The sequence below is a fragment of the Marinobacter sp. E2 genome (genome assembly GCF_055755345.1).
This window is the reverse complement of record NZ_CM146911.1, coordinates 219,617-243,591: the sequence shown is the minus strand read 5'-3', so window position 1 is coordinate 243,591 and position 23,975 is coordinate 219,617. Positions and strand designations below refer to the sequence as shown.

Annotated in this window: 21 protein-coding genes; 15 read left to right on the top strand and 6 right to left on the bottom strand. The window is 62.2% G+C overall.

Going from position 1 to position 23,975, the window contains the following annotated elements; all coding sequences use genetic code 11:
* The first annotated feature begins 97 nt into the window (after nucleotides 1-97).
* Complete coding sequence (locus AC0J1C_RS01035) at nucleotides 98-1,519, top strand: HDOD domain-containing protein (RefSeq protein ID WP_091989760.1); 1,422 nt, start codon at nucleotides 98-100, stop codon at nucleotides 1,517-1,519.
* Nucleotides 1,520-1,790: 271 nt separating this feature from the next.
* Here the strand turns inward: AC0J1C_RS01035 and AC0J1C_RS01030 are convergent, their stop codons facing one another.
* Nucleotides 1,791-2,492, bottom strand: a complete 702-nt coding sequence (locus AC0J1C_RS01030) for an anti-sigma factor (protein WP_473045215.1) — start codon at nucleotides 2,490-2,492, stop codon at nucleotides 1,791-1,793.
* Entirely contained in the window at nucleotides 2,489-3,046 is a 558-nt protein-coding gene (locus AC0J1C_RS01025) for a sigma-70 family RNA polymerase sigma factor (protein ID WP_473045213.1), read from the bottom strand. The genes AC0J1C_RS01030 and AC0J1C_RS01025 overlap by 4 nt, the downstream gene beginning before the upstream one ends.
* Before the next feature lie 160 nt (nucleotides 3,047-3,206).
* On the opposite strand from AC0J1C_RS01025, the gene AC0J1C_RS01020 reads away from it, so the two are divergent.
* The 4 genes from AC0J1C_RS01020 to AC0J1C_RS01005 all read left to right on the top strand — a co-directional run bounded on the left by AC0J1C_RS01020 (nucleotide 3,207) and on the right by AC0J1C_RS01005 (nucleotide 7,283).
* Nucleotides 3,207-4,709 carry a DUF4331 domain-containing protein gene (locus AC0J1C_RS01020; protein ID WP_473045211.1) on the top strand — a complete coding sequence of 501 codons (1,503 nt, stop codon included), beginning with the start codon at nucleotides 3,207-3,209 and terminating at the stop codon, nucleotides 4,707-4,709.
* Between the two features lie 15 nt (nucleotides 4,710-4,724).
* A complete protein-coding gene (locus AC0J1C_RS01015) occupies nucleotides 4,725-4,958 on the top strand; it encodes a hypothetical protein (protein WP_473045209.1) in 234 nt (77 codons plus the stop codon).
* Nucleotides 4,959-5,058: 100 nt separating this feature from the next.
* The gene (locus AC0J1C_RS01010; protein ID WP_473045208.1) at nucleotides 5,059-6,153 is read left to right on the top strand and encodes a tetratricopeptide repeat protein; all 1,095 of its coding nucleotides are present in this window, start codon (nucleotides 5,059-5,061) and stop codon (nucleotides 6,151-6,153) included.
* A complete protein-coding gene (locus tag AC0J1C_RS01005) occupies nucleotides 6,150-7,283 on the top strand; it encodes a HupE/UreJ family protein (RefSeq protein ID WP_473045206.1) in 1,134 nt (377 codons plus the stop codon). Before AC0J1C_RS01010 ends, AC0J1C_RS01005 begins: the two co-directional genes overlap by 4 nt.
* A 17-nt stretch (nucleotides 7,284-7,300) precedes the next feature.
* Here the strand turns inward: AC0J1C_RS01005 and AC0J1C_RS01000 are convergent, their stop codons facing one another.
* Both AC0J1C_RS01000 and AC0J1C_RS00995 read right to left on the bottom strand, forming a co-directional pair.
* Complete coding sequence (locus AC0J1C_RS01000; RefSeq protein WP_091989746.1) at nucleotides 7,301-7,909, bottom strand: hypothetical protein; 609 nt, start codon at nucleotides 7,907-7,909, stop codon at nucleotides 7,301-7,303.
* Nucleotides 7,910-8,043: 134 nt separating this feature from the next.
* Nucleotides 8,044-9,531, bottom strand: coding sequence for an amidase (locus AC0J1C_RS00995; protein WP_473045204.1), 1,488 nt, complete (start codon nucleotides 9,529-9,531; stop codon nucleotides 8,044-8,046).
* A gap of 53 nt (nucleotides 9,532-9,584) precedes the next feature.
* Between AC0J1C_RS00995 and AC0J1C_RS00990 the strand changes: the two genes are divergently transcribed.
* A complete protein-coding gene (locus AC0J1C_RS00990) occupies nucleotides 9,585-10,712 on the top strand; it encodes a transglycosylase SLT domain-containing protein (RefSeq protein WP_473045202.1) in 1,128 nt (375 codons plus the stop codon).
* Nucleotides 10,703-11,482 (top strand): sulfite exporter TauE/SafE family protein, encoded by a 780-nt coding sequence (locus AC0J1C_RS00985; RefSeq protein WP_091989737.1) that lies wholly within the window; start codon nucleotides 10,703-10,705, stop codon nucleotides 11,480-11,482. The genes AC0J1C_RS00990 and AC0J1C_RS00985 overlap by 10 nt, the downstream gene beginning before the upstream one ends.
* Here AC0J1C_RS00985 and AC0J1C_RS00980 read toward each other — a convergent pair.
* Entirely contained in the window at nucleotides 11,465-13,813 is a 2,349-nt protein-coding gene (locus AC0J1C_RS00980; RefSeq protein WP_473045199.1) for a sensor domain-containing diguanylate cyclase, read from the bottom strand. The genes AC0J1C_RS00985 and AC0J1C_RS00980 overlap by 18 nt on opposite strands.
* 192 nt (nucleotides 13,814-14,005) lie before the next feature.
* Between AC0J1C_RS00980 and AC0J1C_RS00975 the strand changes: the two genes are divergently transcribed.
* From AC0J1C_RS00975 to AC0J1C_RS00940, 8 genes are all read left to right on the top strand, one after another.
* Nucleotides 14,006-14,815 carry a MotA/TolQ/ExbB proton channel family protein gene (locus AC0J1C_RS00975; RefSeq protein ID WP_473045197.1) on the top strand — a complete coding sequence of 270 codons (810 nt, stop codon included), beginning with the start codon at nucleotides 14,006-14,008 and terminating at the stop codon, nucleotides 14,813-14,815.
* Nucleotides 14,802-15,197, top strand: a complete 396-nt coding sequence (locus AC0J1C_RS00970) for an ExbD/TolR family protein (RefSeq protein ID WP_091989729.1) — start codon at nucleotides 14,802-14,804, stop codon at nucleotides 15,195-15,197. The genes AC0J1C_RS00975 and AC0J1C_RS00970 overlap by 14 nt, the downstream gene beginning before the upstream one ends.
* Nucleotides 15,194-15,604, top strand: a complete 411-nt coding sequence (locus AC0J1C_RS00965; RefSeq protein ID WP_473045195.1) for an ExbD/TolR family protein — start codon at nucleotides 15,194-15,196, stop codon at nucleotides 15,602-15,604. The genes AC0J1C_RS00970 and AC0J1C_RS00965 overlap by 4 nt, the downstream gene beginning before the upstream one ends.
* Nucleotides 15,601-16,350 (top strand): energy transducer TonB, encoded by a 750-nt coding sequence (locus AC0J1C_RS00960; protein ID WP_091989724.1) that lies wholly within the window; start codon nucleotides 15,601-15,603, stop codon nucleotides 16,348-16,350. Before AC0J1C_RS00965 ends, AC0J1C_RS00960 begins: the two co-directional genes overlap by 4 nt.
* A 335-nt stretch (nucleotides 16,351-16,685) precedes the next feature.
* Nucleotides 16,686-17,534, top strand: coding sequence for a formate/nitrite transporter family protein (locus AC0J1C_RS00955; protein ID WP_091989721.1), 849 nt, complete (start codon nucleotides 16,686-16,688; stop codon nucleotides 17,532-17,534).
* Nucleotides 17,535-17,604: 70 nt separating this feature from the next.
* Complete coding sequence (locus AC0J1C_RS00950) at nucleotides 17,605-19,329, top strand: bifunctional protein-serine/threonine kinase/phosphatase (protein ID WP_473046486.1); 1,725 nt, start codon at nucleotides 17,605-17,607, stop codon at nucleotides 19,327-19,329.
* 211 nt (nucleotides 19,330-19,540) lie between these two features.
* Nucleotides 19,541-20,059 (top strand): Hcp family type VI secretion system effector, encoded by a 519-nt coding sequence (locus AC0J1C_RS00945; protein ID WP_091989719.1) that lies wholly within the window; start codon nucleotides 19,541-19,543, stop codon nucleotides 20,057-20,059.
* A 106-nt stretch (nucleotides 20,060-20,165) separates the two neighbouring features.
* Nucleotides 20,166-20,867, top strand: coding sequence for a hypothetical protein (locus tag AC0J1C_RS00940; protein ID WP_473045192.1), 702 nt, complete (start codon nucleotides 20,166-20,168; stop codon nucleotides 20,865-20,867).
* Here the strand turns inward: AC0J1C_RS00940 and AC0J1C_RS00935 are convergent.
* Nucleotides 20,851-23,508: a nitrate reductase gene (locus AC0J1C_RS00935; protein ID WP_473045190.1), complete on the bottom strand. Its 2,658-nt coding sequence runs from the start codon at nucleotides 23,506-23,508 to the stop codon at nucleotides 20,851-20,853. The genes AC0J1C_RS00940 and AC0J1C_RS00935 overlap by 17 nt on opposite strands.
* Between the last annotated feature and the right edge of the window lie 467 nt (nucleotides 23,509-23,975).

Genomic DNA, 23,975 nt, shown 5'->3' with positions numbered 1-23,975 from the left:
AAACCGTTACCTGACACTGTTCACCCGCTGGATTAAACTTGGATCGGAAAGGAACCTTCATTTTCTCCAGAGGCGCCAGCCCCAGAGGCTCACAACCGTGACCACCGAAAAACCAATCGCTCCCGCAAGGATGAACTCCACCCAGGCCTGGGTGACCTATCTCAGCAAAGTCGAGCTACCGGTACTGGCCAACACCCTCCGGCGCATCAACGAGCTGACCGACAGCCGCAACAGCACCGTCAACGAGCTGGCCAACGTGATTCTCAACGACGCCCAGCTCACCTCCCAGGTGTTGCGACTGTCCAACACGGTGTTCTACAACCAGACCCGGACCCAGGTCAGCACCGTCAGCCGGGCCATTACCCTGATCGGTTTCGATGCCGTCAAATCCATGGCCATCTCCTCGCTGATTGTCGATACCCTGCTCAAGCGCAATGATCGCCCCCATTTGCTGCGCTGCCTCGCCAGGGCCATTCATGCCGCGGTCCAGGCCCGATGCCTGATGCCCAAGCGCAACGAGACCGCCCTTGAGGAGGTGTTCATCGGGGCCTTGCTGATGAACATCGGCGAGCTGGCGTTCTGGTCCTGCGAAACCGAGCAGGCAACGGAACTGGAGGAGCGCATGCGTCTGGATGAGCCTCCCGTCGAGGCGCAAAAAGCGGTGCTGCATACCACCTTTACCGAGATCACCCGCGGACTGGTGGAGGCCTGGTCCCTGGGCCCTTTCATCAAGGATGTGGTGTCACCGGGGCAGGCCAATTCTCTGGGTTCCAGCCTGGTTCGCAACTGCGTCGATATGGCCCGGCTGTCCGAGCAGGGCTGGAGCGGGCCGCATATGGACAAGGCACTGGAGCGGTTGGGCAAGGACATTGGCGAGAGCCCGGCGGTGGTTCGGGACCAACTCAAGGTGAACGCCTCAGAAGCGATGCGAGTTGCCGTTTCTCTGGGCATTCCGCAGGTTACCGCATTGATGCCGGGAGCCTCGGGCGCTTCGGCGGAAGCGGTCCCGGAAGCACCGAACATGGATCCGGAACTGCAACTGGAAATCTTGCGTGAATTGAGCCAATGCCTGGCCGAAAAACCCGACATCAACGAGGTCTGTCAACTGGTAATTGAAGGCATCCACAGGGCCATTGGCATGCAAAGGGTGGCGCTGCTGATGGCCGACCGAGCGGGGGACAAGCTGGTACCAAGGAAGCTTGGTGGCCGGGGAACCGAGGAGTGGCGGCAGCATTTTCTTATCCATAAGGATGGCACAGGGCCTCTGGGCGGACTGCTTCCCCATGCCCATGCGAGCATCTACCAGCCCAAACCAAACGCCGAAGGGGTACCCTACGACCGATGGCTGGGCAAAGTCCCTGCCCTTATCGGCCCCATCAAGGCTAATGGGCGGCTGGTCGGCTTGTTCTATGCCGACAATGCGGGGGGCGGCTATGTGCCCTCGAATGAGCAGCTGTCCGCCTTCGGCCACTTCCTCCAGAACGCCCAGCTTTGCCTGACCCTGATTTCTGGGCGGTAACCGGCCTAGTGTCCCGTCTGGCTAATTCCTTAACCTACTGAGTTTCTGAAAAGCCGAAGAGCTAGGCGTGCTGGTGAAGGTTTGGTGGTTCCAAATCGAGCCAGCAGAACGACGCTTTTCGGCTTTTCAGAAGCTCCCGAAGGGCTTGCCTCTGGGGACTCTGAGCCGGTGTTGCCAGTCCTTAATGTGGAACCACCACATCTGCAAACTGGCGCCTTGGTCAGAGTCCCCAGAGGCAAGCAGTAGATTAAGGAATTAGCCAGACGGGACACTAGAGATCGTAGAGTTTGGCCACGTGGAGTATCGGACCGCTTGGAGCGCCGGTTGGCGAACCGCCTGAGGGTTCGAGGCTGATGGCCAACGTCCTGCTACGAACAAGCTCCCTCATGGCCTGATCGGACAAGCGGATCCGGTGTGTGCCGCCAACCGGCACCACCCCGAGGGACAAAGGCGCTCCGTTCTCCGGCACGACCCACAGTTCATAGTCTTTGCTGGCACCGGCCGCTGTTGCCGAGACCGGTCTCAATCTGAGCAGGTTATCGCGACCTGCTTCGCTAATCAGCCACAGGGGCGCATCGCTGCCAGACTGGACAATGGCCCCCGCCAGCTGCTGTTGATCAACATCGGGTAAGGGCCGCTGAACCAACAATACCGCAAGCACCAGTGCAGCCGCAGTCGCCAGCAATCCCCATCCGGGCCAGAGCCAGTGTGTTCGGCTCCGGCGCTCTGCCGCCTTCGGTGCCTCTTCGGGCCACAACCGCCGGGTCAGGGCCGACCAGACCTCCACAGGCGGCTGCTCCGGTTTGGCGGAATTCGACAGCGGCCCCAGGGTCTGCTCCCAGAACCAGACCTCCTGACGAACACGACCAGACTCCATCATCCAGCCTTCGAAACGCCGGCGTGCCGGGCCCTGCAAGGAGCCCAGCACGTATTCCGCCGCCAGTTGCTCAATGCGCTCAGCAGATTTTTTCATGGTTCCAGACACCGTTTCAGAGCGGCGAGCCCACGCCTTACCCAGCTCTTGACCGTACCGATGGGTTTGCTGAGGGCCGCCGACAGCTCGTCATGGGTAAAGCCCCGGTAATACACCAGCAGGATGCTGTCACGCTGTACGTCGCTCAGCTGCTCGAGGCAGCCGGTGAGCTGGTTCGCACCATCGCGGCGAAGGGACTCATCGAGAGGGCCGTGCCGGGCGTCCTCTAGTTGGGTAAGCTGATCATCGCTGTCAGACAGCCTCGCTCTGCGTGAACGGATCAGATCCAGGGTTCGGTAGCGCGCAATGGTCATCATCCAGGCCAGTGGTGCCCCGCGGTCGCTGTGATATTCACCCGCGTGATGCCATATCTGGATAAAGCTTTCCTGAAGCGCCTCTTCGGCCAATTCCCGTTGGTTGGCAAGCTTCAAGCACAACCCGAACATGCGCGCCGCAACCTGCCCGTAAAGTGCCTCGAAGGCCTGCCGATCCCTCGCCGCGACCCGTCTCAACAAACGCATCAGCTCGTCCTGGTTCACGCTCCCGTCTGACATACCCTCTCCCGAATAACAGAGCTCTCTCTGCAGTACGGTCGACGGACAGGAAAGGTTGCAGCTCGACAGTCAACTTTCTTTCACCACGGCTGCATCTTTATGCAAACCCGATTCGTTCCCTCCAGTGCAACATCTCAGACCTTCATGAAAGGAGTTTGGTATGAACACGATTTTCAACCGCGCCGGTCTGGCTGCAGCCGTGGCGGGAGCCTGCCTGACGGCGGGCCTTGCCCATGCATCAAGTCACCGGGAGGCGCCGTTTATCACGGAGATGCCGAAAGTCGACGGCACCGATTTCTACATGTTTCGCAGTTACGAGAGCGGTCGGGAGGGCTTTGTCACACTCATTGCCAACTATTTCCCTCTGCAGGACGCCTACGGCGGCCCCAACTACTTTGATCTGGATGAAGATGCAATTTACGAGATCCATATCGACAACACCGGGGATGCGGTCGAGGACCTGACCTTCCAGTTCCAGTTCTCCCCCGTCGAGAATCCGATCGTGCTGAACGTCGGCCCGGCTGGCGACCAGAAAGCGGTGGCCGTCCCGTTGAAAGGCGCCTCGGCTGGCGTTGGCACCACCCCTGAAGAGGGCGACAAGTTCCAGGTCAGCCAGGAGTATGAGCTGACAGTGATCTCCGGCGACCGCCGCACTGGCACCCGGCAAGCGGCCATGAATGTCACGACCGGCCAGGCGACCTTCCGGAAGCCCATCGACAATATCGGCTCGAAAACCTTCAGTGATTACCAGGCTTATGCCAACAGTCATATTTATGATGTGGCTCTGCCGGGCTGTTCCACCAACGGCCGTGTGTTTGTCGGCCAGCGAAAGGAAGCTTTTGCCGTCAACCTGGGCGAAGTCTTTGACCTGGTGAACACGGACCCGATTGCCGAAACCGAGTTGGAGCGGAACGACGAACGTAACGATCTGGCGGATAAAAACGTCACAAGTTTCGCGCTGGAAGTACCCACTGCCTGTCTGACAGGGTCGGCCATGACCGGAACAGGTGACCCGGTGATTGGTGCGTGGACCACTGCCAGTGTGCGCCAGGCCCGCGTCATCAATCCTGCTCCCAAAGCCAACGGAAAGGGAGCGAGTATTGAGGGTGGTGCCTATACGCAGGTCTCCCGCCTTGGCATGCCGCTGGTCAACGAGGTGGTGATCGGCCTGCCGGACAAGGATGCCTTCAACGCCAGCGAACCGAAGGACGATGGCCAGTTCGCCACCTACGTCACCAATCCGACATTGCCGGAGCTGCTGGAAATTCTGTTCAGTTCAGCCGGTGCGGAAGCCCCGAACAATTTCCCCCGCAACGACCTTGTTTCCGCCTTCCTGACCGGTCTGACAGGCCTCAACCAGCCCAGCGGCGTTACCGCCTCTGAAATGTTGCGGCTCAACCCTGCCATTCCGGCGGTTGCTGAGAGCAGTCAGGATGATCTGGGCGCCCTCGCAGGCGACAACGCCGGCTTCCCGAACGGACGCCGTCCCGTCGACGACGTGGTGGACATCGCGCTTCGGGTTGCCATGGGAGCATTGACCACGGATGCGCCGAACCGGAACGTGCCCTTCACCGACGGTGTACGCGTAGACCCCCTGAACCTTCAGGAGAGCTTCCCATACCTGGCAACACCGATTGCCGGTTCACCGAACGGTACGCCCTAAGCGCGGGAGGACACCATGAAAACCACCATCCACGTTCTGGCATCTGCGCTGGCCATCCTGGCGCTGGCCGGCTGTTCGGACAACAGCAGCGCGCCCAGGGAGGCCTTGCCGGTCGACTTTACCTCGTTCGTGAAGACCGAAGTGCAGAAACAGGCGGTCGACCTGCAGCCGGTTAACATCAACCCGTTGGAGTTCACCTTCAATGACCAGAGCAATGAACAGGCCTACGACGAGCTGTTCTTGCAATGAAGACCACCGGCGGCACTTGCGTTTGGCAACTGCCGCTGACGATACCCCTGCCCCCTCGGGCAGGGGCGTTCGTTGTGGTCTCCTATTGCTAATCGGTTTGATGAATATCGGAGCTGGCGTCAACGCGGCGCCGGCCCCAATTGACACCCGCTTTGCTGACAGTGAGGTGCTGATAGCACTGCCGGATGCCGCCCTGACCACCGGCGACCTGCCATCAAATCCGGAACAACTGGCCGATCGAGTCAGGCAACAGATCGATGAGGCCAGAGCCACGGGCGATCCCCGCTTCTACGGCTATGCCACCCGCGCACTGCAGCAGTGGCAAGGGCCCATGACCGATCGTCTGCTGGTACTCAGGGCCACGGTTCAGCAGAGCCTTCATAACTTCGACAATGCCCGCCGTGACCTATCCACCGTCATCAGCCGGGCTGCCAGCGCACGCCAAACCGCGCAGGCCATACTGTTACTGGCAAACCTTGAGACCGTCCAGGGCAATTACGGACGCGCCCGACAACACTGCGAAGACCTGCAAAACCGCATGCCTGGCCTGATTGCCGCGAGTTGTCTCGCCCAGGTTGACGCACGCACAGGCAATGCGCCCGGCGCCTACCGGGCTTTGGCCGGATACATGGTAACGGTGCCGTCCGACCGCACATCGCAGCTCTGGGCTGAAGGAAATCTGGGGGAAATAGCGGCGCAGCTGGGTATGCCGGAAGCCGTGGAACACTGGCAAAACGTACTGGAGGCTGACCCGGACGACCTGTACACAAGGGCTCAGTTGGTCGACTGGCTGATCCGTCAGCAACAGTTTGATCAGGCATTGGCGCTCACCAGCAAGTACGAGCAAGTGGATGCATTGGCAGTGTTACGGATCATTGCCATGCGCCAGTCCGGTCATCCGGAAGCAGACGACCTGACAGCCAGTCTGGACGAACGCTTCGCCGAAGCTCGCTGGCGAGGGAATTTGCTCCATGCCAGGGACATCGCGCGGTTCGAGCTCGACGTCAAGGGCAACGCCCAGGCCGCCGTTGCCCTGGCACTGGACAACTGGCAGGACCAGCGCGAACCGGCGGACACTCGCCTGTTGCTTCGCGCGGCAGAGGCCGCAGGCAGCCCATCCTCCGCACGTTTGGCGAGGGCCTGGCTGGCAAAGCAACACCAGGCCGACGTTCGTTATCCGGAGGAACAGCCATGAGAGGCTTCTCGCAGGTACTGCGCTTTATGGCCGTCGGACTGTTACTGTCGCTAATCGCCAGCCTGGCCTACGGGCATAAGGCCAGCGACAGCTTCGTATACTACGATCAGGACGAATCGACCCTGCGTGTCGACGTGGCATTACGTGATCTGGCCCTGGTGCTTCCGCTGGATCGGAACCACGATCAACTGCTCAGTGGCGCTGAATTGCGGGCGAGCCGAGGGGAGATCACGGGCTGGACTGAACAGGGCCTCCGGCTATCGAATGACAGCGGTGTCTGTCGCCTGAAAGGCCAGCAATGGGGGCTCTCCAGCCACAGTGACGGGCCCTACGCGGCTGCCCTTTACCAGGTAATCTGCCCAGACAACGGGACGCCCACCACGCTTCAGTACAATCTTCTTTTTGAACAGGACCCCTTGCACCGCGGCTTGCTCAGTATCGATACCGGAGCGGCAACAACACTCAAGGTGGCGACTCCGGATCAGAAAACTGTCGCACTTGCCGTCAACGGAGACGGCACAGCCCTGGCCCTGTTTGGCACGTTCCTGTACGAGGGGGTTCTGCACCTGCTGATCGGGCTCGACCACATCCTGTTCCTGCTGGTTCTGATCCTCCCGGCAACCCTCCGGAAAGGCAACGGATTTCCGGGGAGCAGACCAGGCGACACATTCCGCTCGCGGCTCTGGAGCCTCGCGGGTATTGTCACGGCCTTCACGGTGGCCCACTCGATTACCCTGGGCCTCGCCGCATTCAATGTGGTTGCACTGCCGATTGCCTGGGTAGAAACCTTCATTGCCCTGTCCATCGCGCTGGCAGCCCTGAACGTGGTGTGGCCCGTGCTCGGCCGGAAGACCTGGAAGCTGGCTTTTGGTTTCGGCCTCGTACACGGCTTCGGATTTGCGAGCGTTCTCGGCGACCTGACGAATGGTGTGAGTGACCTGGCGCTGGCTCTCGCCGGCTTCAATATCGGTGTCGAGCTGGGGCAACTGGCCCTGCTGGTGGTGGCGTTCCCGGCACTTTACCTGCTGGCCAGTCACCGGGTGTATGAGAGGGCAGTCGTGCCTGTGCTCCTCGTCGCCACCGGTGCCCTCAGTCTGCTCTGGGTGGTGGAGCGTGCGCCCGTTTTCTGAGCGCACGCTGTCCCAGGTTAATGCAGCGCCCGCATCTGCCGTGGGTAGAGTGCGGCACTGACCTCGGGTTCCTCCAGAAGATTGGCCAGTTCCTGATCAACCTCGGTCTCGGCACCTTCCTCCGGCAGTGGCTCGAACAGGGTACTGAGCCAGGACGCTACGGATGGCGCTTCGTCGCGCTTGTAATCCGTAGACAGCGCCTTGATCCGGCGGAAGCCGATGATGCGCTGGTGCTTGGGATCACGTATCTGTTCAAACCCGCGCCAGTAGACGTGGTCCCGGGTGTGCAGCTGTACGAACAGGGTATCGATGGGACCGTCCGCACCCTCGCTATCCTCCTGTGGGTCTTCCTGGGCAGCCTCGACTTCGAGATCGGGCTTCTTGTGGCGAATGGTGGTCCAGGCGGGGTAGAGCACCGCCACGGCGTCTGCTTCCACATGCTCGCGGGCGGCGCGGAGGATCAAACCCCAGCGGGCCTTGTCGGCATCGGTTTCAAGGGAATTGATGGGCAAGTCGTAGCTTTGTTCGCTGGACAGTACGATCGCCATCATCGGGGCATCAAGCTCCCCCATGGCCTCGGCCTGTGCTACTGATACCAGATCGTCGATTGCCATCGGTTGGTTCATAATACGCTCGCCTCCTCGATGCCATCAGGGTCTGTCAGGAAGAATGGGTCTTCCTGACTCACAGCATAGCCTGTTCCCGCTACAAAGATAAACGTGGAGTTTCGCCCGCCGGATCACAACCCCGGGATGGATTGTCAAAAGGCGTTGTCGAGTTTCTCGTACTGGCCGAACCAGGGACTGGCCTCTTCCAGCTGCGCCGCCAGTTGCAGCAACCGGGCCTCGCCACCATGGGGCGCGCCAAACTGCACACCCACCGGCAGCCCCGCTTCGGTCCAGTGCATGGGTACCGACATGGCTGGGGTCCCGGTCAGGTTGGCCAGCTGGGTGAAAGGCGTGCGCGCCAGGCTCTCGAGCGCCATCTGATCTACCTGGCCAGTGCGATGCACCAGCCTGCCGGCCTTCAGTTTGAGCATGATGCTGGCGGCAAACTTCAGGTGGGCCGGTGTTTCCAGTTGTCCGATGGCAGCTGGTAACTGGCCGGTGGTCGGGCACAGGTACAGATCGTACTGGCCAAAGTACGCGCCCAGGGCTCGGGCAAAATCGTTCCACTGCTGCCGGCGGCGTACGTAATCAGCCAGGGGCATGGTGTCACCCAGCATGCCGATCAGCCGGGTATCCAGCTCAAAGTCCTGGTCGCTGGCCCCGAACTGCGCCCGGGCCCGAGCCATGAGCGCAGACACTTCACCGAAATAGAGCCCCAGGTAGCAGCGGGCCAGGGCCATACCGTCGAACTCCGGCGCCGCGTATTCCACAGTATGGCCAAGGCTCTCCAGAACGCGGGCGGTTTCATCCACGGCCGCTACACACTCGGGCGCCACCTCGGTGCCGTAGGGTGACGAGGTGAACACGCCGATGCGCAGATTGCCGGGCGCCTGCTGCATGAGATCGGCGTACGCCGCCACCGGCTCGGGGATCACAAACGGATCGCCAGGCGCCGCGCCCTGGAGCACGTCCAGCATGGCCGCACTGTCCCTCACCGTCCGGCTGACTACATGATCCGTGGAGGCCCCGGTCCAGGCTTCGCCCACCAGGGGGCCAGAAGAAATGCGGCCGCGCGAGGGCTTTAGCCCGAACAGTCCGTTGTACGCCGCCGGTATGCGAATGGAGCCGCCGCCATCGTTAGCCCCGGCCATAGGGACAATGCCCGCCGCCACGGCCGCGCCGGATCCGCCGCTGGAGCCGCCGGGAGTGAGCTCGGTGTTCCATGGGTTCAGAGTGGGTCCCCAGAGTACCGATTCGGTGACCGCTTTCAGACCGAACTCGGGGGTGGCGGTACGGCCCAGGAAAACCAGCCCCCCGTTCCTGGCCCGGCGCACAAACTCCGAATCCCGGGTCGCAACGTTCTGCTTCAAACCACGACTGCCATAGGTACAGGGGTGCCCGGCCTGTTCCTGGGCCAGATCCTTCAGCAGCAGGGGGACACCGGCAAAGGGAGCCTGCTGCGGGTACTCCTGGCTCAGGGCCTCGGAGAACTGTGGGTGGCAGATGGCGTTCAGGGTGCCGTTTACGCGGGTTGCCCGCTCCACGGCGGCTTCACAGACTTCCCGGGAACTCACTTCGCCGCGACGGATCAGGTCGGCCAGGGCAGTGGCGTCGTATCGAAGGTATTCGGATTGCTTCATGGCGGGTTCCAATTTGTTATTCTGGTTTGGCAAACGTCACGGGTATAACGTTTATGGTCCGATTTCTCAAGCGCTTACACTGGCTGGTTCTGTTCCTTGGCCTCAGTTGCCCCATTCTGGCCTCCGGGGAAGGGCAACCAACCGGAAGCCAGGCCAGAAACGACTGGACCGATATCGTTCGTACGTCCCCCTACTGGGTCAGCCAGGGCGTCTTCGAGAACATTCTTACCATACGTCGTTGGGTGCTCAAGGAGACCGGCTACTGTGCCGAGAGCGACCGCCATGTGCTCTTTGACATGCGTGGGCGGTTTCTGGCCTGGATCAGCGACGGCCTGACCCGGGAGATCACCCAGCGCCGCCTGAACGAGACACGGCAATCACTACAGGAGCGGGGCGAAGTGGATCACTGGGTGCCCGGCGACACCGGCCAGACCGGCTACCCTTTCGCCCTGGCCTGTGATCAGCCCCACGTGAACCTTGATGAAGCGGTTGCCCGCTACCTGGGCACCCTGCCACCGGATCGGATCTGGGGCGCCTGGGATGACCTGGTGTTTGCCTCCAGCGACGCGCCCGGCGCCCTGCACGAGGCGATGATGTATGTGGTGGCCCGGCGCAACAGCCAGAACCGGCTGACACTGCCCGAAGCCCTGCCCCGGTATCTGGCCGGCCAGATCCTGATTGAGAGCGGTGGCCAGGCCCGCGCCCACTCCAGGGCCAACGCCCGCGGCATACTGCAACTGTCGCCCTCAGCTCTCGCCGATTGCCAGATTGCACCGGACAACTACTGGCACCGCCTGGCCCAGATAGATTGCGCCCTGCGCCTGATGAATCAGAACGCCCGCAACCTGCAACCGGTGTTCAACCAGCGATTCGGCCACCTGCCAGAGGACAAGCGCAATCGACTGTTCACTCTGCTGCTGATTCAGGCGTATCATGGCGGCGCCGGTCGGGTGCAGGCGCTGCTTGAGGATCCGCTGCTGTCGAAACCAGCCGAATATTTCGCCGACAACCACGAGCGCTTCAGCGCCGGTGACATTGCCTTCGGCCTGATCTTCCACAATCTGGGGCGCGACCGGCTGGGGCTGGCCTCCCTGTACTACGTGGCCGATGTGCAGCTGGCCACCGAAGCCCTGTGTCGCACCGCCCGACTCAAATCAACGGAATTCTGTGAATGGAGCTAGCCCTCACGCCCGCAGCCTTTCTACCGGAAAGTCTGAGCCTCCCCGTTGCACTTTTCCTGCTGGCCTGTTCCACCATCACATCCATGATTACCGCCAGCCTGGGCGCAGGAGGCGGCGTGCTGCTTCTGGTTCTGATGGCGTCCTGGATGCCGCCGGCGGCGATCATTCCGGTCCATGGTATGATTCAGCTGGGTTCCAATGTCGGACGGGCGGCCCTGACCTGGCGGCATGTGGACTGGCGGGTGATTGCAGCCTTTGCTCCCGGTGTTCTGGTGGGCGCAGCAGTGGGCGCCTGGCTACTGGTGAACCTGCCCGCCCACATCTGGCAGCTGACCATCGCGCTGTTCGTACTCTACCTGTGCTGGGGGCCGCCTTTGCCCAAGGCGGCACTCGGCACCCCCGGGGTCTTTGTGGCATCGGCGCTGACCAGTTTCATCAGCCTGTTTGTGGGCGCCACCGGGCCACTGGTCGCCGCGTTTATCAAACAGATTCACGGGGACCGGTTCCGCACCGTGGCAACGTTCGCCACCGCCATGACGCTCCAACACGCCCCGAAGGCTCTGGTTTTCGGGGCGGCCGGTTTCCTGTTCTTTGAATGGCTGCCCTTTATCCTGGCAATGATTGCGTGCGGCTTTGCCGGTACCTGGCTCGGACTGCATGTGCTCAGGTCTCTGAGCAATCGGCGTTTTACTCTGATTTTCAATATCGTCCTGACGGCCATGGCGATCCGTCTGCTATGGCAGGCCAGTGCCTCAGCCAGCTGGTGGTGAAGACACAACCACCACCGCATTCCGGCCACGGGATTTGGCAATGTAGGAGCCCTCATCCGCCCGGGAAATAACCTCCCGGGGACCGCTGTCTTCGGTCGTCAGCTCGGTGAGACCAATACTCGCGGTCACGCCGAACGAGCGTCCGTCGTGCTCAATGCGCAGCCCCTCCACGGCCGACCGTATACGCTCGGCCAGTGCCTCCGCCCGGGCCAGGCCACAGGCCGGCAGAATGATCCCGAACTCGTCGCCACCCAGGCGAGCCACGGTATCGGACTGGCGCACGGACTCCCGGAACAGCTCCGCCAGGCGCTTCAGGAGATCGTCCCCAACCAGGTGCCCACCCACATCGTTCACCGGCTTGAAGTGGTCAAGGTCGATAAGCATGAGCACAGAAGAGGCGTCCTGGCGAGAAGTCTCGCCCAGGCATTTGATAAGGGATGCGTTGAAGGCCCGACGGTTCAGGAGATGGGTCAGGCTGTCGTGAGTCGCCTCCCAGGACAGCCGCTCTTCCTGCCGGCGCCGGTCGCTGTCGTCCCGAAGCACGAACACCAGGCGCTCGTCCTCCCGGCCCCGACGAATGTGCAGCATGGTCAAATCGATGGCAAAGCTCTGGCCCAGTCTATTGGCCAGCGTTACGTAAAGACTGTCGAGATCTTCACCGGCCAGGAACCTGTCCCGATGCAACGGCCCCTCCTCGTTCTCGATGGAGACAAGCTCAAAGAAGTTTCTGAGCAAACACTCGCCTTCGGTACCCAGGAACCGGCAGGCTGCATCGTTCGCGTAACGGATCACGCCGGTGATATCCGCCATGAGCACCCCCTCCTGCAGCACACCAAGGATGGTCTCTGCACGTTGCTGCTCGTCGCGGAGCGCCTCCTCCACCTCCAGTTCGCGGGAGATGTCACGCACCACAGTTATGGTACCGAGGGCCTTTTCCGGCGTCTGGATCGCCGCGGTCATGACATCGCCCCAGACCACCTGATCCGGGTCGGTAGTCTCCAGCCTCAGCCGCCCGCGGAACACACTCTGGTTCCGGATGGCCAGCTTCCAGCCGGCTACCGCCTGCGACCGGTCAGCTTGATGCACCCGTTTCGACAGGTAGCTGTAGGTAAGCTCCTCGGCCGGCAAGCCGATGATGGCCTCGAACGCCGGGTTGGCAAATTCGATGCGCCCCAGAACGTCGGTCTGGACAATGCCGATCGGCGCGCTCTGGGTCAGTGAACGAAAGAAGGCTTCGCGCTCCGCCAACGAACCCAGTACCTCATCACGTTCGTCCATCACGGTGTTAAATATCTCCGCCACCTGGCGGATTTCGGTGCCACCGGAGACACTCACCGGCTCCGACCGCATACCCAGGTGACGCTCGCGGATCTGCTCACCAAGGGCCGTCAGCGGTGCCATCAGTCGACTGAAGCGCCAGAGTGCCAGAGGTGCGATCAGCAGGATAACCCCCAGCAATGTCCAGACAAACGCGTCCAGCGTTCGGGTGATGGGTGCCAGCGCTTCCCGGGCCGGCCAGGAGGCTGCCACAAACCAGGGCACCTGGCTCATCTGCTGCACCGAGAGAATCGTGCGTTCACCGTCAGCAGCCCGGGTTTCCAGGGTGCCTTCAAAGCCCCCCATGGCGTCCTGAAGCACCGGATTGGCCACCCTCACTGGCGACATGATCCGGCCATCCCGCTCATCGGCCACCACTATGCCGCTGCGCGTGGCCAGGCTCAGCCGCCCGGTCTCCCCGATGCGCAGACCGATGAACTGCTTCAGGAAATTGTCGCCTTCCAGGAGAATGGCCCCACCGATCATTCCGATGAACCGCTGCCTGTGGTCAAAAATCGGTGCCGCAATCATGACCGCCGGCTTGTTCTGGTAGTTGGAACGGTAGGGCTCGCTGATTACCGGTGTGAGCATGGACGACACTCGCTGGAAATACTCCCGATCACGAACACTCAACCCCGTCTGCCGGAATGCCTCCGGGTGTTCGGCCACCACGCGGCCGTTTTCATCCACCAGATAGATACCGTCAAAGAGATGCTGCAGGGCGGTTTGCCGTCGCACCAGAACCCGCGCACGGGTCTTGAGTACCTGGTCGGACATGGTGAGGCTCTGGGCCACGTGATTGAGGGCTTCCAGCCGGAGGGCCAGCTTGTCGTCCAGTTCCTCGGCCACCAGGGCGGCAATGGTCTGGACCTGGCTTTGCGCCTGCTGTTGAAGCTCCGCCCGACTCAACAGGGAGCCGGCCACCGTCACCAGCAGCGCCGAGAGCAGAATGCCGCCAATAACCAGCGCGACCGCCCGGTTGACCAGACTGCCAAACCAGCGATGTCTCAGCATGACAGCCGCACCTCAGGGCGGACCCGACAAACAGCGATGATCTGTTCCTCCTGACTGCAACGGCTTCTTGTGATCCTGATGATGGTCCAAGTCTATCCAGCAGGCGCTTGAATGTCAGGTCACAGGCTTGCATACTTAATGATAATCGTTATTATTAATATCCATTTCCGCATTTCGAGAGCGCGTCGAAACATGAACTCCCTTTTACCCCTGACCGACGGCCCTATTGCCCAAGTTATTGATATGGGAGGCCCTGTGATGGTGGTGCTGCTCGCACTTGCCGTGTTCGGGCTGGTGACTTTCGTGTATTTGATGCTCCTGGGCAGCTGTTACGCACCGCGTCTCTCCGGACGTCTTAAAAAAACTGTAATGAACTGGCAGAGCAATCCCGACTCGGTGTGCCCCGCCGAAGTCCGTAGCCAGGCCGGGCGCTGGGGCCGGATGAATCCGCTCCTGCACCTGGTGACCAACACCATTGAGGCCCTGCAAAATCGCCAGGACGACCGACAGATCCGCGAGACCGCAGCGCGGGATGCCCAGCACGCCCTGGAGCCCTTCGAAGCGCCCCTGAAGATTATTGAGGTGATCGCAGCGCTGGCGCCCCTGCTCGGCCTGCTGGGTACGGTGCTTGGCATGATGGAAGCATTCAGCGCCATGGCGGCCACCGATGGCCGGGCCAACGCCACCCAGCTCAGCGGCGGTATCTACGAGGCGCTCACCACGACGGCTGCGGGTCTGGTGGTTGCCATTCCGTTTGCCGCCCTGGCCGCCTGGATTGAATTCCGTCTGCGCCGGATTCACAAGACCATCAACAGCACGCTGGTTTCCATCCTGCACATTGTGCCGGAACAGACTCTGGACGCCCCGGAATCCAGCGGCAGCGCCTCAAAAAGCCGGCTTGCGGCCGAACCGGACAGCGAGCCTGCCGACAACCCTGCCGACAACCCTGCCGACAACTACGCCACAGCACAGGGTCAGCGATTCGCCCATGCAACTGGTTGAACCGCGGCCCAGCCGGCCGATTCCCATCCGCATCACGCCCCTGATTGATGTGGTGTTCATCCTGCTGGTGTTCTTCATGCTCACCACCCGCCTGCTGCCGGTGGATTATCTGGAACTGGCCAACGACACGGCCAGCCGAACCTCGGCAACCGGGGAACCTCTGCCGGAGCTGACCGTTATCGCATCGGGCGAAGTCCGCTGGCGGGAGCAGTCCTTCACACTCGATCGGTTGGTCAAGAGCCTGACAAGCGCTGGCATCGGGGAGGTTAACCTGGCAACCACCAACAACACGCCGCTGGGTACCTTCACCCGGACCCTGAGCGTCCTGAATGACGGTGGCATCGAAACCCACTGGCAAAGGACCAGGCCCCCGACACCATGAGCGATCTGGTTCCACCTCCGTTCACCTCCGGCAAGACACTGATGGAACGCGTAGAGGATGCGCTTCTGCCGTTGATCAATTTGGTGTTCCTGCTGCTGATGTTCTTCATTGTTGCCGGTCAGTTGGCCGACGCGCCCCTGCCGCCGCTGCCGGGCACCGGACAGACCGAGGACCGCAAGGCCCCCGAGGCCGACCTGATCGTGACTGCCGAGGGCAACTGGCAGGTGGGGGAAACACCGGTTGATCGGAACTCCCTGATTGCACAACTACCGCAACCCGATGGCCAGCAGCCTCTGAAGATTGCCGCCGCAGAGAACACCACCATGGCGGATCTGGAGTCGCTGTTCAGGCTGCTGGAGCGCGCCGGATACCGGGACATTCTGTTGCTCACGGAGCCCGGCCAATGATGCCGCGGCCACCTGCCTTTCGTTGGGTGCTTTTGCTACTGGCCGGGGTTATTACCGCGGCTGGCCTGGTGCTCGCTGCACCGGAAAAAACCGTGGAGCTCCACACCCTGGGTGAGTCTGCCGTGAACACCGCACCGGCTATCCGCATCAGATTGGCCGGAGAACCGGCACCGACACCGGAGCCCGAACCAGAGCCAGAGGTGCAGCCGAAGCCAGCGCCGAAACCAGAGCCTGAGCCAATGCCGGAACCTGAACCGGAGCCGAAACCCGAACCCGAGCCAAAGCCTGAACCCAAACCCGAACCGGACCCGGAACCGGTCAAACAGCCAGAGCCGGTCCAGGAAACCACACCCGAGCCTGAAGCATCCGAGCAGGCCGGTGAGGATCCGGCTGCCACGCGCACCGAAGAGCCTCCGTCCCAGGCAACGGTTCCGCTGCAGAATGCCGGCGTGCGGTCGGCGGTCGACAACTACCTTTCTAAGCTGAGCCGACACCTGTCCCGTTATTACGAGTACCCGCGGCGGGCCCGACGCCTTGGCCAGGAAGGTACGCCGGTTATCGTGTTCGAATTCCGCCGGGATGGCTCACTGATAGGCCACAGCCTGAGAACCGGCTCCGGGCACCAGCTTCTGGACGAATCCGCGCTCGCGATGCTGGAGCAGGCAGCCCCACTGCCCCCGGTGCCAGACGACATCAGCGGCCAGAAATTCCGCTACGCTCTGCCGGTTCGCTTCAGTCTCCGCTAACCGACAGGGCCATGCGCCAGCGTGCAGCAGCCGCCGCCCAGAGCGCACCAATCAGGTGCCTCGGGCCCTCGACCCCCATCTCCCCGAACTCTTTATCGGCAACCACAACTTCGGCAATCCATTGAATTAAATATACTTTCCAGGGCTGACATTGTTCTGGCATGGTCCCTGCAACCCACCAGGTATCGAAGCCACTGGCGGTTTCGTTCACAGCGACAGATACATTCAGACGACGGCGTCTACGTGCACCTGCACTTTGCAGGCAGCAGGTAGCGCCGTTTTTTTATGGCCGGATTAGACACGCGGCCAACGAACAGAAGTCAGGGGAAACCAATATGTCCTACATCGCGCCTTCGGAATTCGTCACCAAAATGGTCGACGCCGGCGAATCCAAGATCTACATGTCCACCCGCGACACACTCATCCGGGCCTTCATGGCCGGCGCCATCCTGGCCCTGGCTGCGGCCTTTGCCATCACCGTCGCCGTAGAGACGGGCGTCTTCCTGATCGGCGCCATCCTGTTCCCGATCGGGTTCATCATGCTTTACCTGATGGGCTTCGATCTGCTCACCGGGGTCTTCATGCTCACGCCGCTGGCCCTGCTGGACAAGCGGCCGGGGGTAACGCCGGCGGCCATTCTCCGCAACTGGGGCTGGGTGTTCCTGGGCAACCTGGGCGGCGCACTCACCGTGGCGGTGATGATGGCGTTCATTTTCACCTACGGTTTTAACACCGACCCGGGTGCGGTCGGCGCCAAGATCGCCAGCGTTGGCGAGGCCCGGACACTTGGTTACGCCGAGTTTGGCGCCGCCGGCTGGGCCACCATCTTTATCCGCGGCATGCTCTGTAACTGGATGGTGTCCATGGGCGTTGTCGGTGCCATGATCTCCACCAGCGTCAGCGGCAAGTTCCTGGCCATGTGGATGCCAATCATGCTGTTCTTCTTCATGGGTTTTGAGCACTCCATCGTCAACATGTTCCTGTTCCCGTCCGCCATCATCATGGGCGGCGAGTTCTCGGTGATGGACTACCTGTGGTGGAACGAGATTCCCACCGTGCTGGGTAACCTGGTGGGCGGCCTGGCATTCACCGGCCTGACGCTCTACACCACCCACGTGCGCACGGCACCCAAGCGCCAGATACCCGGCGCCTACAATGACGGGGCCCTGGCCCGCTCCAACTGAGCCAGAGCCTGACTGGACACTCCGGCGGCGCTGCCGCCGGAGTTGTCTTTTGAAGGAAACCACGCTGACCATGGCCTCAACACTGTCGATTACCACAGGCCAGCACTCCCAGGCCGGTCGAAAGCCGGTAAACCAGGATTTTCACGGGTTACTGGTGCCGGACAATCACCAGCTGGTTACCAAGGGCATTGCCGTAGCCCTGGCCGACGGCATCAGTTCCAGCAACGTCAGCCAGGTTGCCAGCGAGTCGGCGGTGGCGGGGTTTCTCACCGACTACTACTCCACCCCCGACAGCTGGTCGGTCAAGCAATCCGCCCAGCGGGTGCTACGGGCCACCAACGCCTGGCTCCATGCCCAGACCCGACAGAGCCAGTACCGTTACGACCGTGACCGGGGTTATGTCTGCACCCTCAGCGTGATGGTGCTGAAGTCCGCCACCGCGCATCTCTTTCACGTGGGCGACAGCCGTATCTATCGGGTTCACCCGGACCGGCTCGAACAGCTCACCTCGGACCACCGGCTCTGGCTGTCCCCGGAGCAAAGCTGCCTGACCCGGGCCATGGGTATCGGGCACCAGCTGGACATTGATTACCACCAGATTGGCATTGTTCCCGGCGACACCTTCCTGCTGACCACCGACGGCGTTCACGAACACCTGGAGGATCGCACCATGGCGGCCACGATCCATGCGGCGGGTGATGAGCTGGACCAGGCCGCACAGGCGCTGGTGGCACAGGCCCTGGAAAATGGCAGTGACGACAACCTGACCGCTCAGGTAATCCGGGTCGACTCGGTGGCCTCCGACACCGACAACGCCGAACTTTTTCGTGAACTCTCGGAGCGGCCCTTTGCCGATGAACTGCGCCCGGGACAGTTGCTGGACGGGTATCGGATTCTGCGGCAGATTCATGCCAGCAGCCGGAGTCATGTCTACCTGGCCGAGGATGAGGACAGCGCCGCACGCGTGGTATTGAAACTTCCATCCATGGAACAGCGGCACGACCCGGCCTATCTGGAGCAGTTTTCCACCGAGCAGTGGATTGCCCGGCGCATCAACAACCCCCACGTGGTACGCCCGTTCGAACCGGACCGGCGCGGCACGGTACTGTACCAGGCCACCAGATTCGTTGAAGGCTGCACCCTGCGCCAGTGGATGCTGGACAACCCGAAGCCCACACTGGAGAAGGTCCGGTCGCTGGTGGAGCAGATCGCCCGGGGTCTACGGGCCTTTCATCGGCTGGAAATGGTGCATCAGGACCTGAAGCCCGAAAACATCATGGTGGATGCCCACGGCACGGTGACCCTGATCGATTTCGGCGCCACCCGGGTCGCCGGTCTGGAAGAAGCGGCACCGTCGATCAATACAGGGCCCAGGGGCGCCGCGCTTTACAGTGCTCCGGAGACGCTGTTCGGCGAACCGGCCACCTGGCTGGCCGACCAGTTTTCACTGGGCGTCATCAGCTATCAGTTGCTCACGGGTAACCTGCCGTATGGTGCTGAAATCCCCAAGGCCCGGGGTACAAGCGATTTGAAGCGTCTCAGCTACCGGCCCGCACGACAGCTGCGGGACGATGTTCCCGGATGGGTGGACCATGCCATTGCCCGTGCGGTGCACCTCCAGCCTTACAAGCGCTACCCGGCGCTGTCAGAATACCTCACCGAGCTGCGCCGGCCCGGACAGGACTGGCAACAGCGTCAGCAGCAACCCCTGATGGAACGCCAGCCTGTGGTTTTCTGGCAGACCGTCTCGGCGCTCCTGCTTCTGGCCCTGCTCACGGTATTGGCCATCCGCTGACCCACCCAGCGAGCGATTTCTTGCCCAGGCAGCAACCACTTGCCCGGTTTCCGGGTACAGGATTGCCCCGCCCGTGAGCCGGACTGCCCCGAAACAACCTAGTCAACTGTTTTAACTGAATTTTCTCAACCTGGCATGGCACTTGTAGTCATCCCCGGTGTCCAGGGAGTAACCCAGGGACTTTTTTCATTCACACGTCATGGAGCAGACTATGCCAACTCCTTGTTATATCAGTATCGAAGGCCAGACCCAGGGCAACATCACTGCCGGTGCATTCACTTCCGACTCCGTCGGCAACATCTACGTGGAAGGCCACGAAGACGAAGTGCTGGTGCAGGAATTCAGCCACGTTGTCACCGTACCGACCGATCCCCAGTCCGGTCAGCCCTCCGGCCAGCGCGTGCACAAGCCGTTCAAGTTCACCTCGGCTCTGAACAAGGCCACTCCGCTGATGTACAACGCCCTGGCTTCCGGCGAAATGCTGCCGAAGGTTGAGCTGAAGTGGTACCGCACCTCCGTCGAGGGCAAGCAGGAGCACTTCTTCTCCACCATCCTCGAAGATGCCACCATCATCGACATCAACTGCAACATGCCGCACTGCCAGGACGCCAGCAACGCCGACTTCACCCAGCTGGTCACTGTGTCCCTGTCCTACCGCAAGGTCACCTGGGAGCACGCTGTTGCAGGCACCTCCGGTGCCGACGACTGGCGCTCGCCGATCGAGGCGTAAGTCGCCTGATGATCAACAACGGCCGGCACTGCCGGCCGTTGTTGCTTTTACCCCGGTTCCGTCACGGGGTATGATCGCCACAGACTTTCTCTTCACTGTGCGATCCATGGAAACCACCATCCCTCTGCTACTTGGCAAACTGATGTGCACCGTCACCCGCGACCACCTCTGGCAGCCCGCCAAAGCGTGGATTCGTGAGCGCCATCCGGGCAGCCTCCTGCACTGCCGGGTAGGCTCAGGCCAGGCTACCTATCATCGTTTCGATGCCCACACCGGGCAGCACCTGATCACCTATGGTGTCCGTATGATTGCCGCCAAGCACCGACCGGAAACTGCCAGTGGCTGGCTGTCGGGGCGGGAGATTTGCAAGCGGGGGTATTTTGACGGCGAGCTGAGCACCCTTAATCTTCTGGCCCATACCTGTTGCCATGAATTCGCCCATCTGTTGCAACAATGCGCCGGTCAGCGCTACCGGGGCTCGGTGCACAACCGGCATTTCTACACCATTCTCGATGAGCTGCACGAAAGCGGGGCAGCCCGGACCACGCGGACAGCCTTGGCGGAGCTGGCGGGCGAGCAGGGCGTGGCGCTGCCAGACACACCGTTTGCGCCCGTCGATACCCGCCAGCAACTGGCCCGCTGGCAGGTGGGCGATACCGTGCGTTTCGGCACCGGTCGCCGGGAGCTGCACGGAGAGATCGTCCGGGTCAACCGCAAGACCTGCACCGTGGACGGTATTGGCCCCTCGAAAGGGGTGCGCTACCGGGTGCCGGTGCAGATGCTGAGTCCACTTACACCGCCTCGGTAATGACCGGCAGCAAGCTCCGGATCTCCGGCAGGCAGGAGCCACAATTGGTACCACACTGCAGCGCCTGCCCGAGGTCCTCCACGCTGTCGGCGCCCTGCTCGATGGCTTTCTGTATCTGGCGATCCCCGACCTGGAAGCAACTGCAGACCAGGTTGCCCATGTCGTCGCCATCCAGGGCTCTTGCCGCCAGCAGGCCCCTGCGGGTGGTCTCATCAAGCTCTGACAGGCTGAAACACTCCGCCACCCAGTCCATGGCAGGCAGGGCGTTCGGATCCCGGTCCACCATCAGCACCGCCTCCAACTGACCGTTGCGAATCCGGGCCGCCCGGAACCGTCCCTCCCGGGCATCCTGCATCACCAGTTGCGGCGCTCCACCCAGCCAGTCTGCCACCGCCTCGGCCCAGTCCACGGTCGACTGTCCGGCCACGAACCAGCTCTCACATTGCGCGATTGGCTGGTGGGCCCAGTAATCCGCCTGCCAGCGCCTGGGCCGGTCACGACGAACCAGCAGACGACCATGCCAGCGCGCGGGCCATTCGGCGAGGGCGGCACGGCCGTGTTTGGCTTCCGGCTGACCGGACACCGGGTCCACCAGGCTGTCGGTGAGTGCGGTGGCCAGGCCCTGACCGGTGAACTGCCGGTTCCAGTGGATCGGCACAAACACTTCGCCCCGGCGCTGCTCAGGCGCCACCCGCACCCGGCCAATGAACTGACCATGGGCGCTGGTGAGTGTGGCCAGCCCGCCGGGCATCAACTGGTATGCGTGGACATCCTCCGGATGCACATCGATGAACGGCTCCGGTCGGTGAGCCAGCAAGCGTCCCGACCGGCCGGTGCGGGTCATGGTGTGCCACTGGTCGCGAATACGGCCGGTGTTGACCACCAGGGGAAACACCTCCGTGGGCGGGCGAACCGGCAGGCGAGAGCCAACCGGTATCAGTCGGGCCCGCCCGTTGCCGGTAGCAAAGCGGCCGTCCGTGAACAGCCGTTGGGCGCCAGCCCCAGCGTCTGAACCCGCGCTCCGGACCGGCCACTGGGTCGGCGCCAGCTGCTCGTACTGCCAGTCGGTGAGGTTCCCAAAACCGGAAACGTCGAAGAAGCGCCCGCCGTCATTCTCAAAACCGGAGAGTCGGGCATGTTCCCGAAAGATGTCTGCCGGGCCCTGGTAATCAAACCCCGGGCCATGGCCCAGCGCCCGGGCCACCTGGCTGACAATCCACCAGTCCGGCCTGGCCTCCCCCGGCAGCGGAAGAAACCGGCGCTGGCGCGAAATGCAGCGCTCGGAATTGGTGACCGTGCCGTCCTTCTCGCCCCAACCCGCCGCGGGCAGCAGGATATCCGCGTAGCGCGCAGTATCGGTTTCCCGCACACAGTCCGAGACAATCACAGTGGGACATCGGGCCAGCGCCTGGCGGATACGATCGGTCTCCGGCAGACTCACCGCGGGGTTTGTCGCCATGATCCACAGCACCTTGATCTCGCCCCGTTCCACCGCATCGAACAGGTCCACCGCTTTCATGCCGGGCCCGTCCGCCACGGAGTCTGTGCCCCAGAAACGGGCCACCCGGTCCCGGGCTCCCGGGCTGTCGTAGTCCATGTGAGCCGCAAGCGTGTTGGCCAGCCCGCCCACTTCGCGGCCGCCCATGGCGTTGGGCTGGCCGGTCAGGGAGAAGGGCGCCGCACCGGGCTTGCCAATCCGGCCAGTGGCCAGGTGGCAGTTAATAATGGCGTTGCCCTTGTCGGTGCCGGCCGAGGACTGGTTGATACCCTGGGAAAACGCGGTCACGGTGCGAGGGTGCTCCGAGAACCATTCATAGAAACGGTTTACCTCCTCCACCGGCAGATCACAGAGGCTGGCCACCGCGTCCACGTTGGGCGCCACGGAGCGGGCAGCGGCGAGGCTGTCCTCGTAACCGTCGCAATGAGCGTCAAGGTAGTGCTTGTCCACCACACCATGGTGCGCGAGCCAAACCAGCAGACCGTTGAACAGAATGGTGTCGGTGCCCGGCCGCAATGCCAGGTGCAGCTCCGCCAGGTCGCTGGTGGCGGTCCTGCGTGGATCAATGACCACCACTTTGCGGCCCGGACGGGCCGAGGCCTGCATGCGCTGGTATAGCACGGGATGCGCCCAGGCTGCGTTGCTGCCAGCAATCACCAGCAGGTCGGCCAGCTCAAGGTCCTCGTAGCAGCCCGGCACCAGATCGCCCCCGAAGGCGCGCTTGTGCGCAGCCACGGCCGATGACATGCACAGGCGGGAGTTGGTGTCCACGTGCGGGGTGCGGATAAAGCCCTTCGCCAGCTTGTTGGCCACATAGTAGTCCTCGGTCAGCAACTGACCGGACAAATAGAAAGCCACCGATCCCGGCCCGTGCTGGTCCACCGACTCCCGGATCGCTCCTGCCACCTCGTTAATGGCGGTGGACCAGTCGGTGTCGCGCCCCCGGACAGACGGCTTTAACAGGCGCCCCTCCGGCGTCAGGGTTTCATGCAGAGCGGAACCTTTGACGCACAGCCGACCGCGATTCGCAGGATGGGTCTGATCGCCCTCGGTACCGGTGGCTTTGGCGTTTACTCCGCAGCCCACACCACAGTAGGGGCAGGTGGTCTTGACGGTTGCGGACGAATGATCGGTGCTGGTCACGGCGCTTCCTCATGCATCAGACACAAAAAAGCCCGCCGGATTCAGGCCGTGGGGGCCATCATGGGCGGGCTTCTTTGCCAGTGGAATCAAATTGTCTTGAACGTATTCAGAAGTACCTGCAATAACAGGGCCACCCGGCAATGTTGGCACTCCTGGCCAGCCGGGCGCGCCCGACAAGGGTTGTCCTTCGGCGCGACCCTGGCGCCGGGGTGCGCCCTGGTTTCAAATTGGTGCAAATTTACGCAACGCCGCACTAAAACAACCCGGGTCTTTGCCCGCGCTCTCCACCTGCCCTACCTCGTGATTTTATAGGTTGCTGTTTTAAATGACCTTTTAAATATGGCACAGCACGTGCAGTGTCATACACAGAGACGCGCGTTCACGATTTAACAGACAACTGATTCCCAGGCACAGGCGCCTGCTTTCCGGAGACGGAGGGCAGGCGTTTTTGCGTTTGGGCCAAACAG

What these genes read in the sequence shown, in the direction of transcription:
- AC0J1C_RS01030 (WP_473045215.1), bottom strand. Translation starts at nt 2,492, where the DNA reads ATGAAAAAATCTGCTGAGCGCATTGAGCAACTGGCGGCGGAATACGTG.
- AC0J1C_RS01025 (WP_473045213.1), bottom strand. Translation starts at nt 3,046, where the DNA reads ATGTCAGACGGGAGCGTGAACCAGGACGAGCTGATGCGTTTGTTGAGA.
- AC0J1C_RS01020 (WP_473045211.1), top strand. Translation starts at nt 3,207, where the DNA reads ATGAACACGATTTTCAACCGCGCCGGTCTGGCTGCAGCCGTGGCGGGA.
- AC0J1C_RS01015 (WP_473045209.1), top strand. Translation starts at nt 4,725, where the DNA reads ATGAAAACCACCATCCACGTTCTGGCATCTGCGCTGGCCATCCTGGCG.
- AC0J1C_RS01010 (WP_473045208.1), top strand. Translation starts at nt 5,059, where the DNA reads ATGAATATCGGAGCTGGCGTCAACGCGGCGCCGGCCCCAATTGACACC.
- AC0J1C_RS01005 (WP_473045206.1), top strand. Translation starts at nt 6,150, where the DNA reads ATGAGAGGCTTCTCGCAGGTACTGCGCTTTATGGCCGTCGGACTGTTA.
- AC0J1C_RS01000 (WP_091989746.1), bottom strand. Translation starts at nt 7,909, where the DNA reads ATGAACCAACCGATGGCAATCGACGATCTGGTATCAGTAGCACAGGCC.
- AC0J1C_RS00995 (WP_473045204.1), bottom strand. Translation starts at nt 9,531, where the DNA reads ATGAAGCAATCCGAATACCTTCGATACGACGCCACTGCCCTGGCCGAC.
- AC0J1C_RS00990 (WP_473045202.1), top strand. Translation starts at nt 9,585, where the DNA reads ATGGTCCGATTTCTCAAGCGCTTACACTGGCTGGTTCTGTTCCTTGGC.
- AC0J1C_RS00985 (WP_091989737.1), top strand. Translation starts at nt 10,703, where the DNA reads ATGGAGCTAGCCCTCACGCCCGCAGCCTTTCTACCGGAAAGTCTGAGC.
- AC0J1C_RS00980 (WP_473045199.1), bottom strand. Translation starts at nt 13,813, where the DNA reads ATGCTGAGACATCGCTGGTTTGGCAGTCTGGTCAACCGGGCGGTCGCG.
- AC0J1C_RS00975 (WP_473045197.1), top strand. Translation starts at nt 14,006, where the DNA reads ATGAACTCCCTTTTACCCCTGACCGACGGCCCTATTGCCCAAGTTATT.
- AC0J1C_RS00970 (WP_091989729.1), top strand. Translation starts at nt 14,802, where the DNA reads ATGCAACTGGTTGAACCGCGGCCCAGCCGGCCGATTCCCATCCGCATC.
- AC0J1C_RS00965 (WP_473045195.1), top strand. Translation starts at nt 15,194, where the DNA reads ATGAGCGATCTGGTTCCACCTCCGTTCACCTCCGGCAAGACACTGATG.
- AC0J1C_RS00960 (WP_091989724.1), top strand. Translation starts at nt 15,601, where the DNA reads ATGATGCCGCGGCCACCTGCCTTTCGTTGGGTGCTTTTGCTACTGGCC.
- AC0J1C_RS00955 (WP_091989721.1), top strand. Translation starts at nt 16,686, where the DNA reads ATGTCCTACATCGCGCCTTCGGAATTCGTCACCAAAATGGTCGACGCC.
- AC0J1C_RS00950 (WP_473046486.1), top strand. Translation starts at nt 17,605, where the DNA reads ATGGCCTCAACACTGTCGATTACCACAGGCCAGCACTCCCAGGCCGGT.
- AC0J1C_RS00945 (WP_091989719.1), top strand. Translation starts at nt 19,541, where the DNA reads ATGCCAACTCCTTGTTATATCAGTATCGAAGGCCAGACCCAGGGCAAC.
- AC0J1C_RS00940 (WP_473045192.1), top strand. Translation starts at nt 20,166, where the DNA reads ATGGAAACCACCATCCCTCTGCTACTTGGCAAACTGATGTGCACCGTC.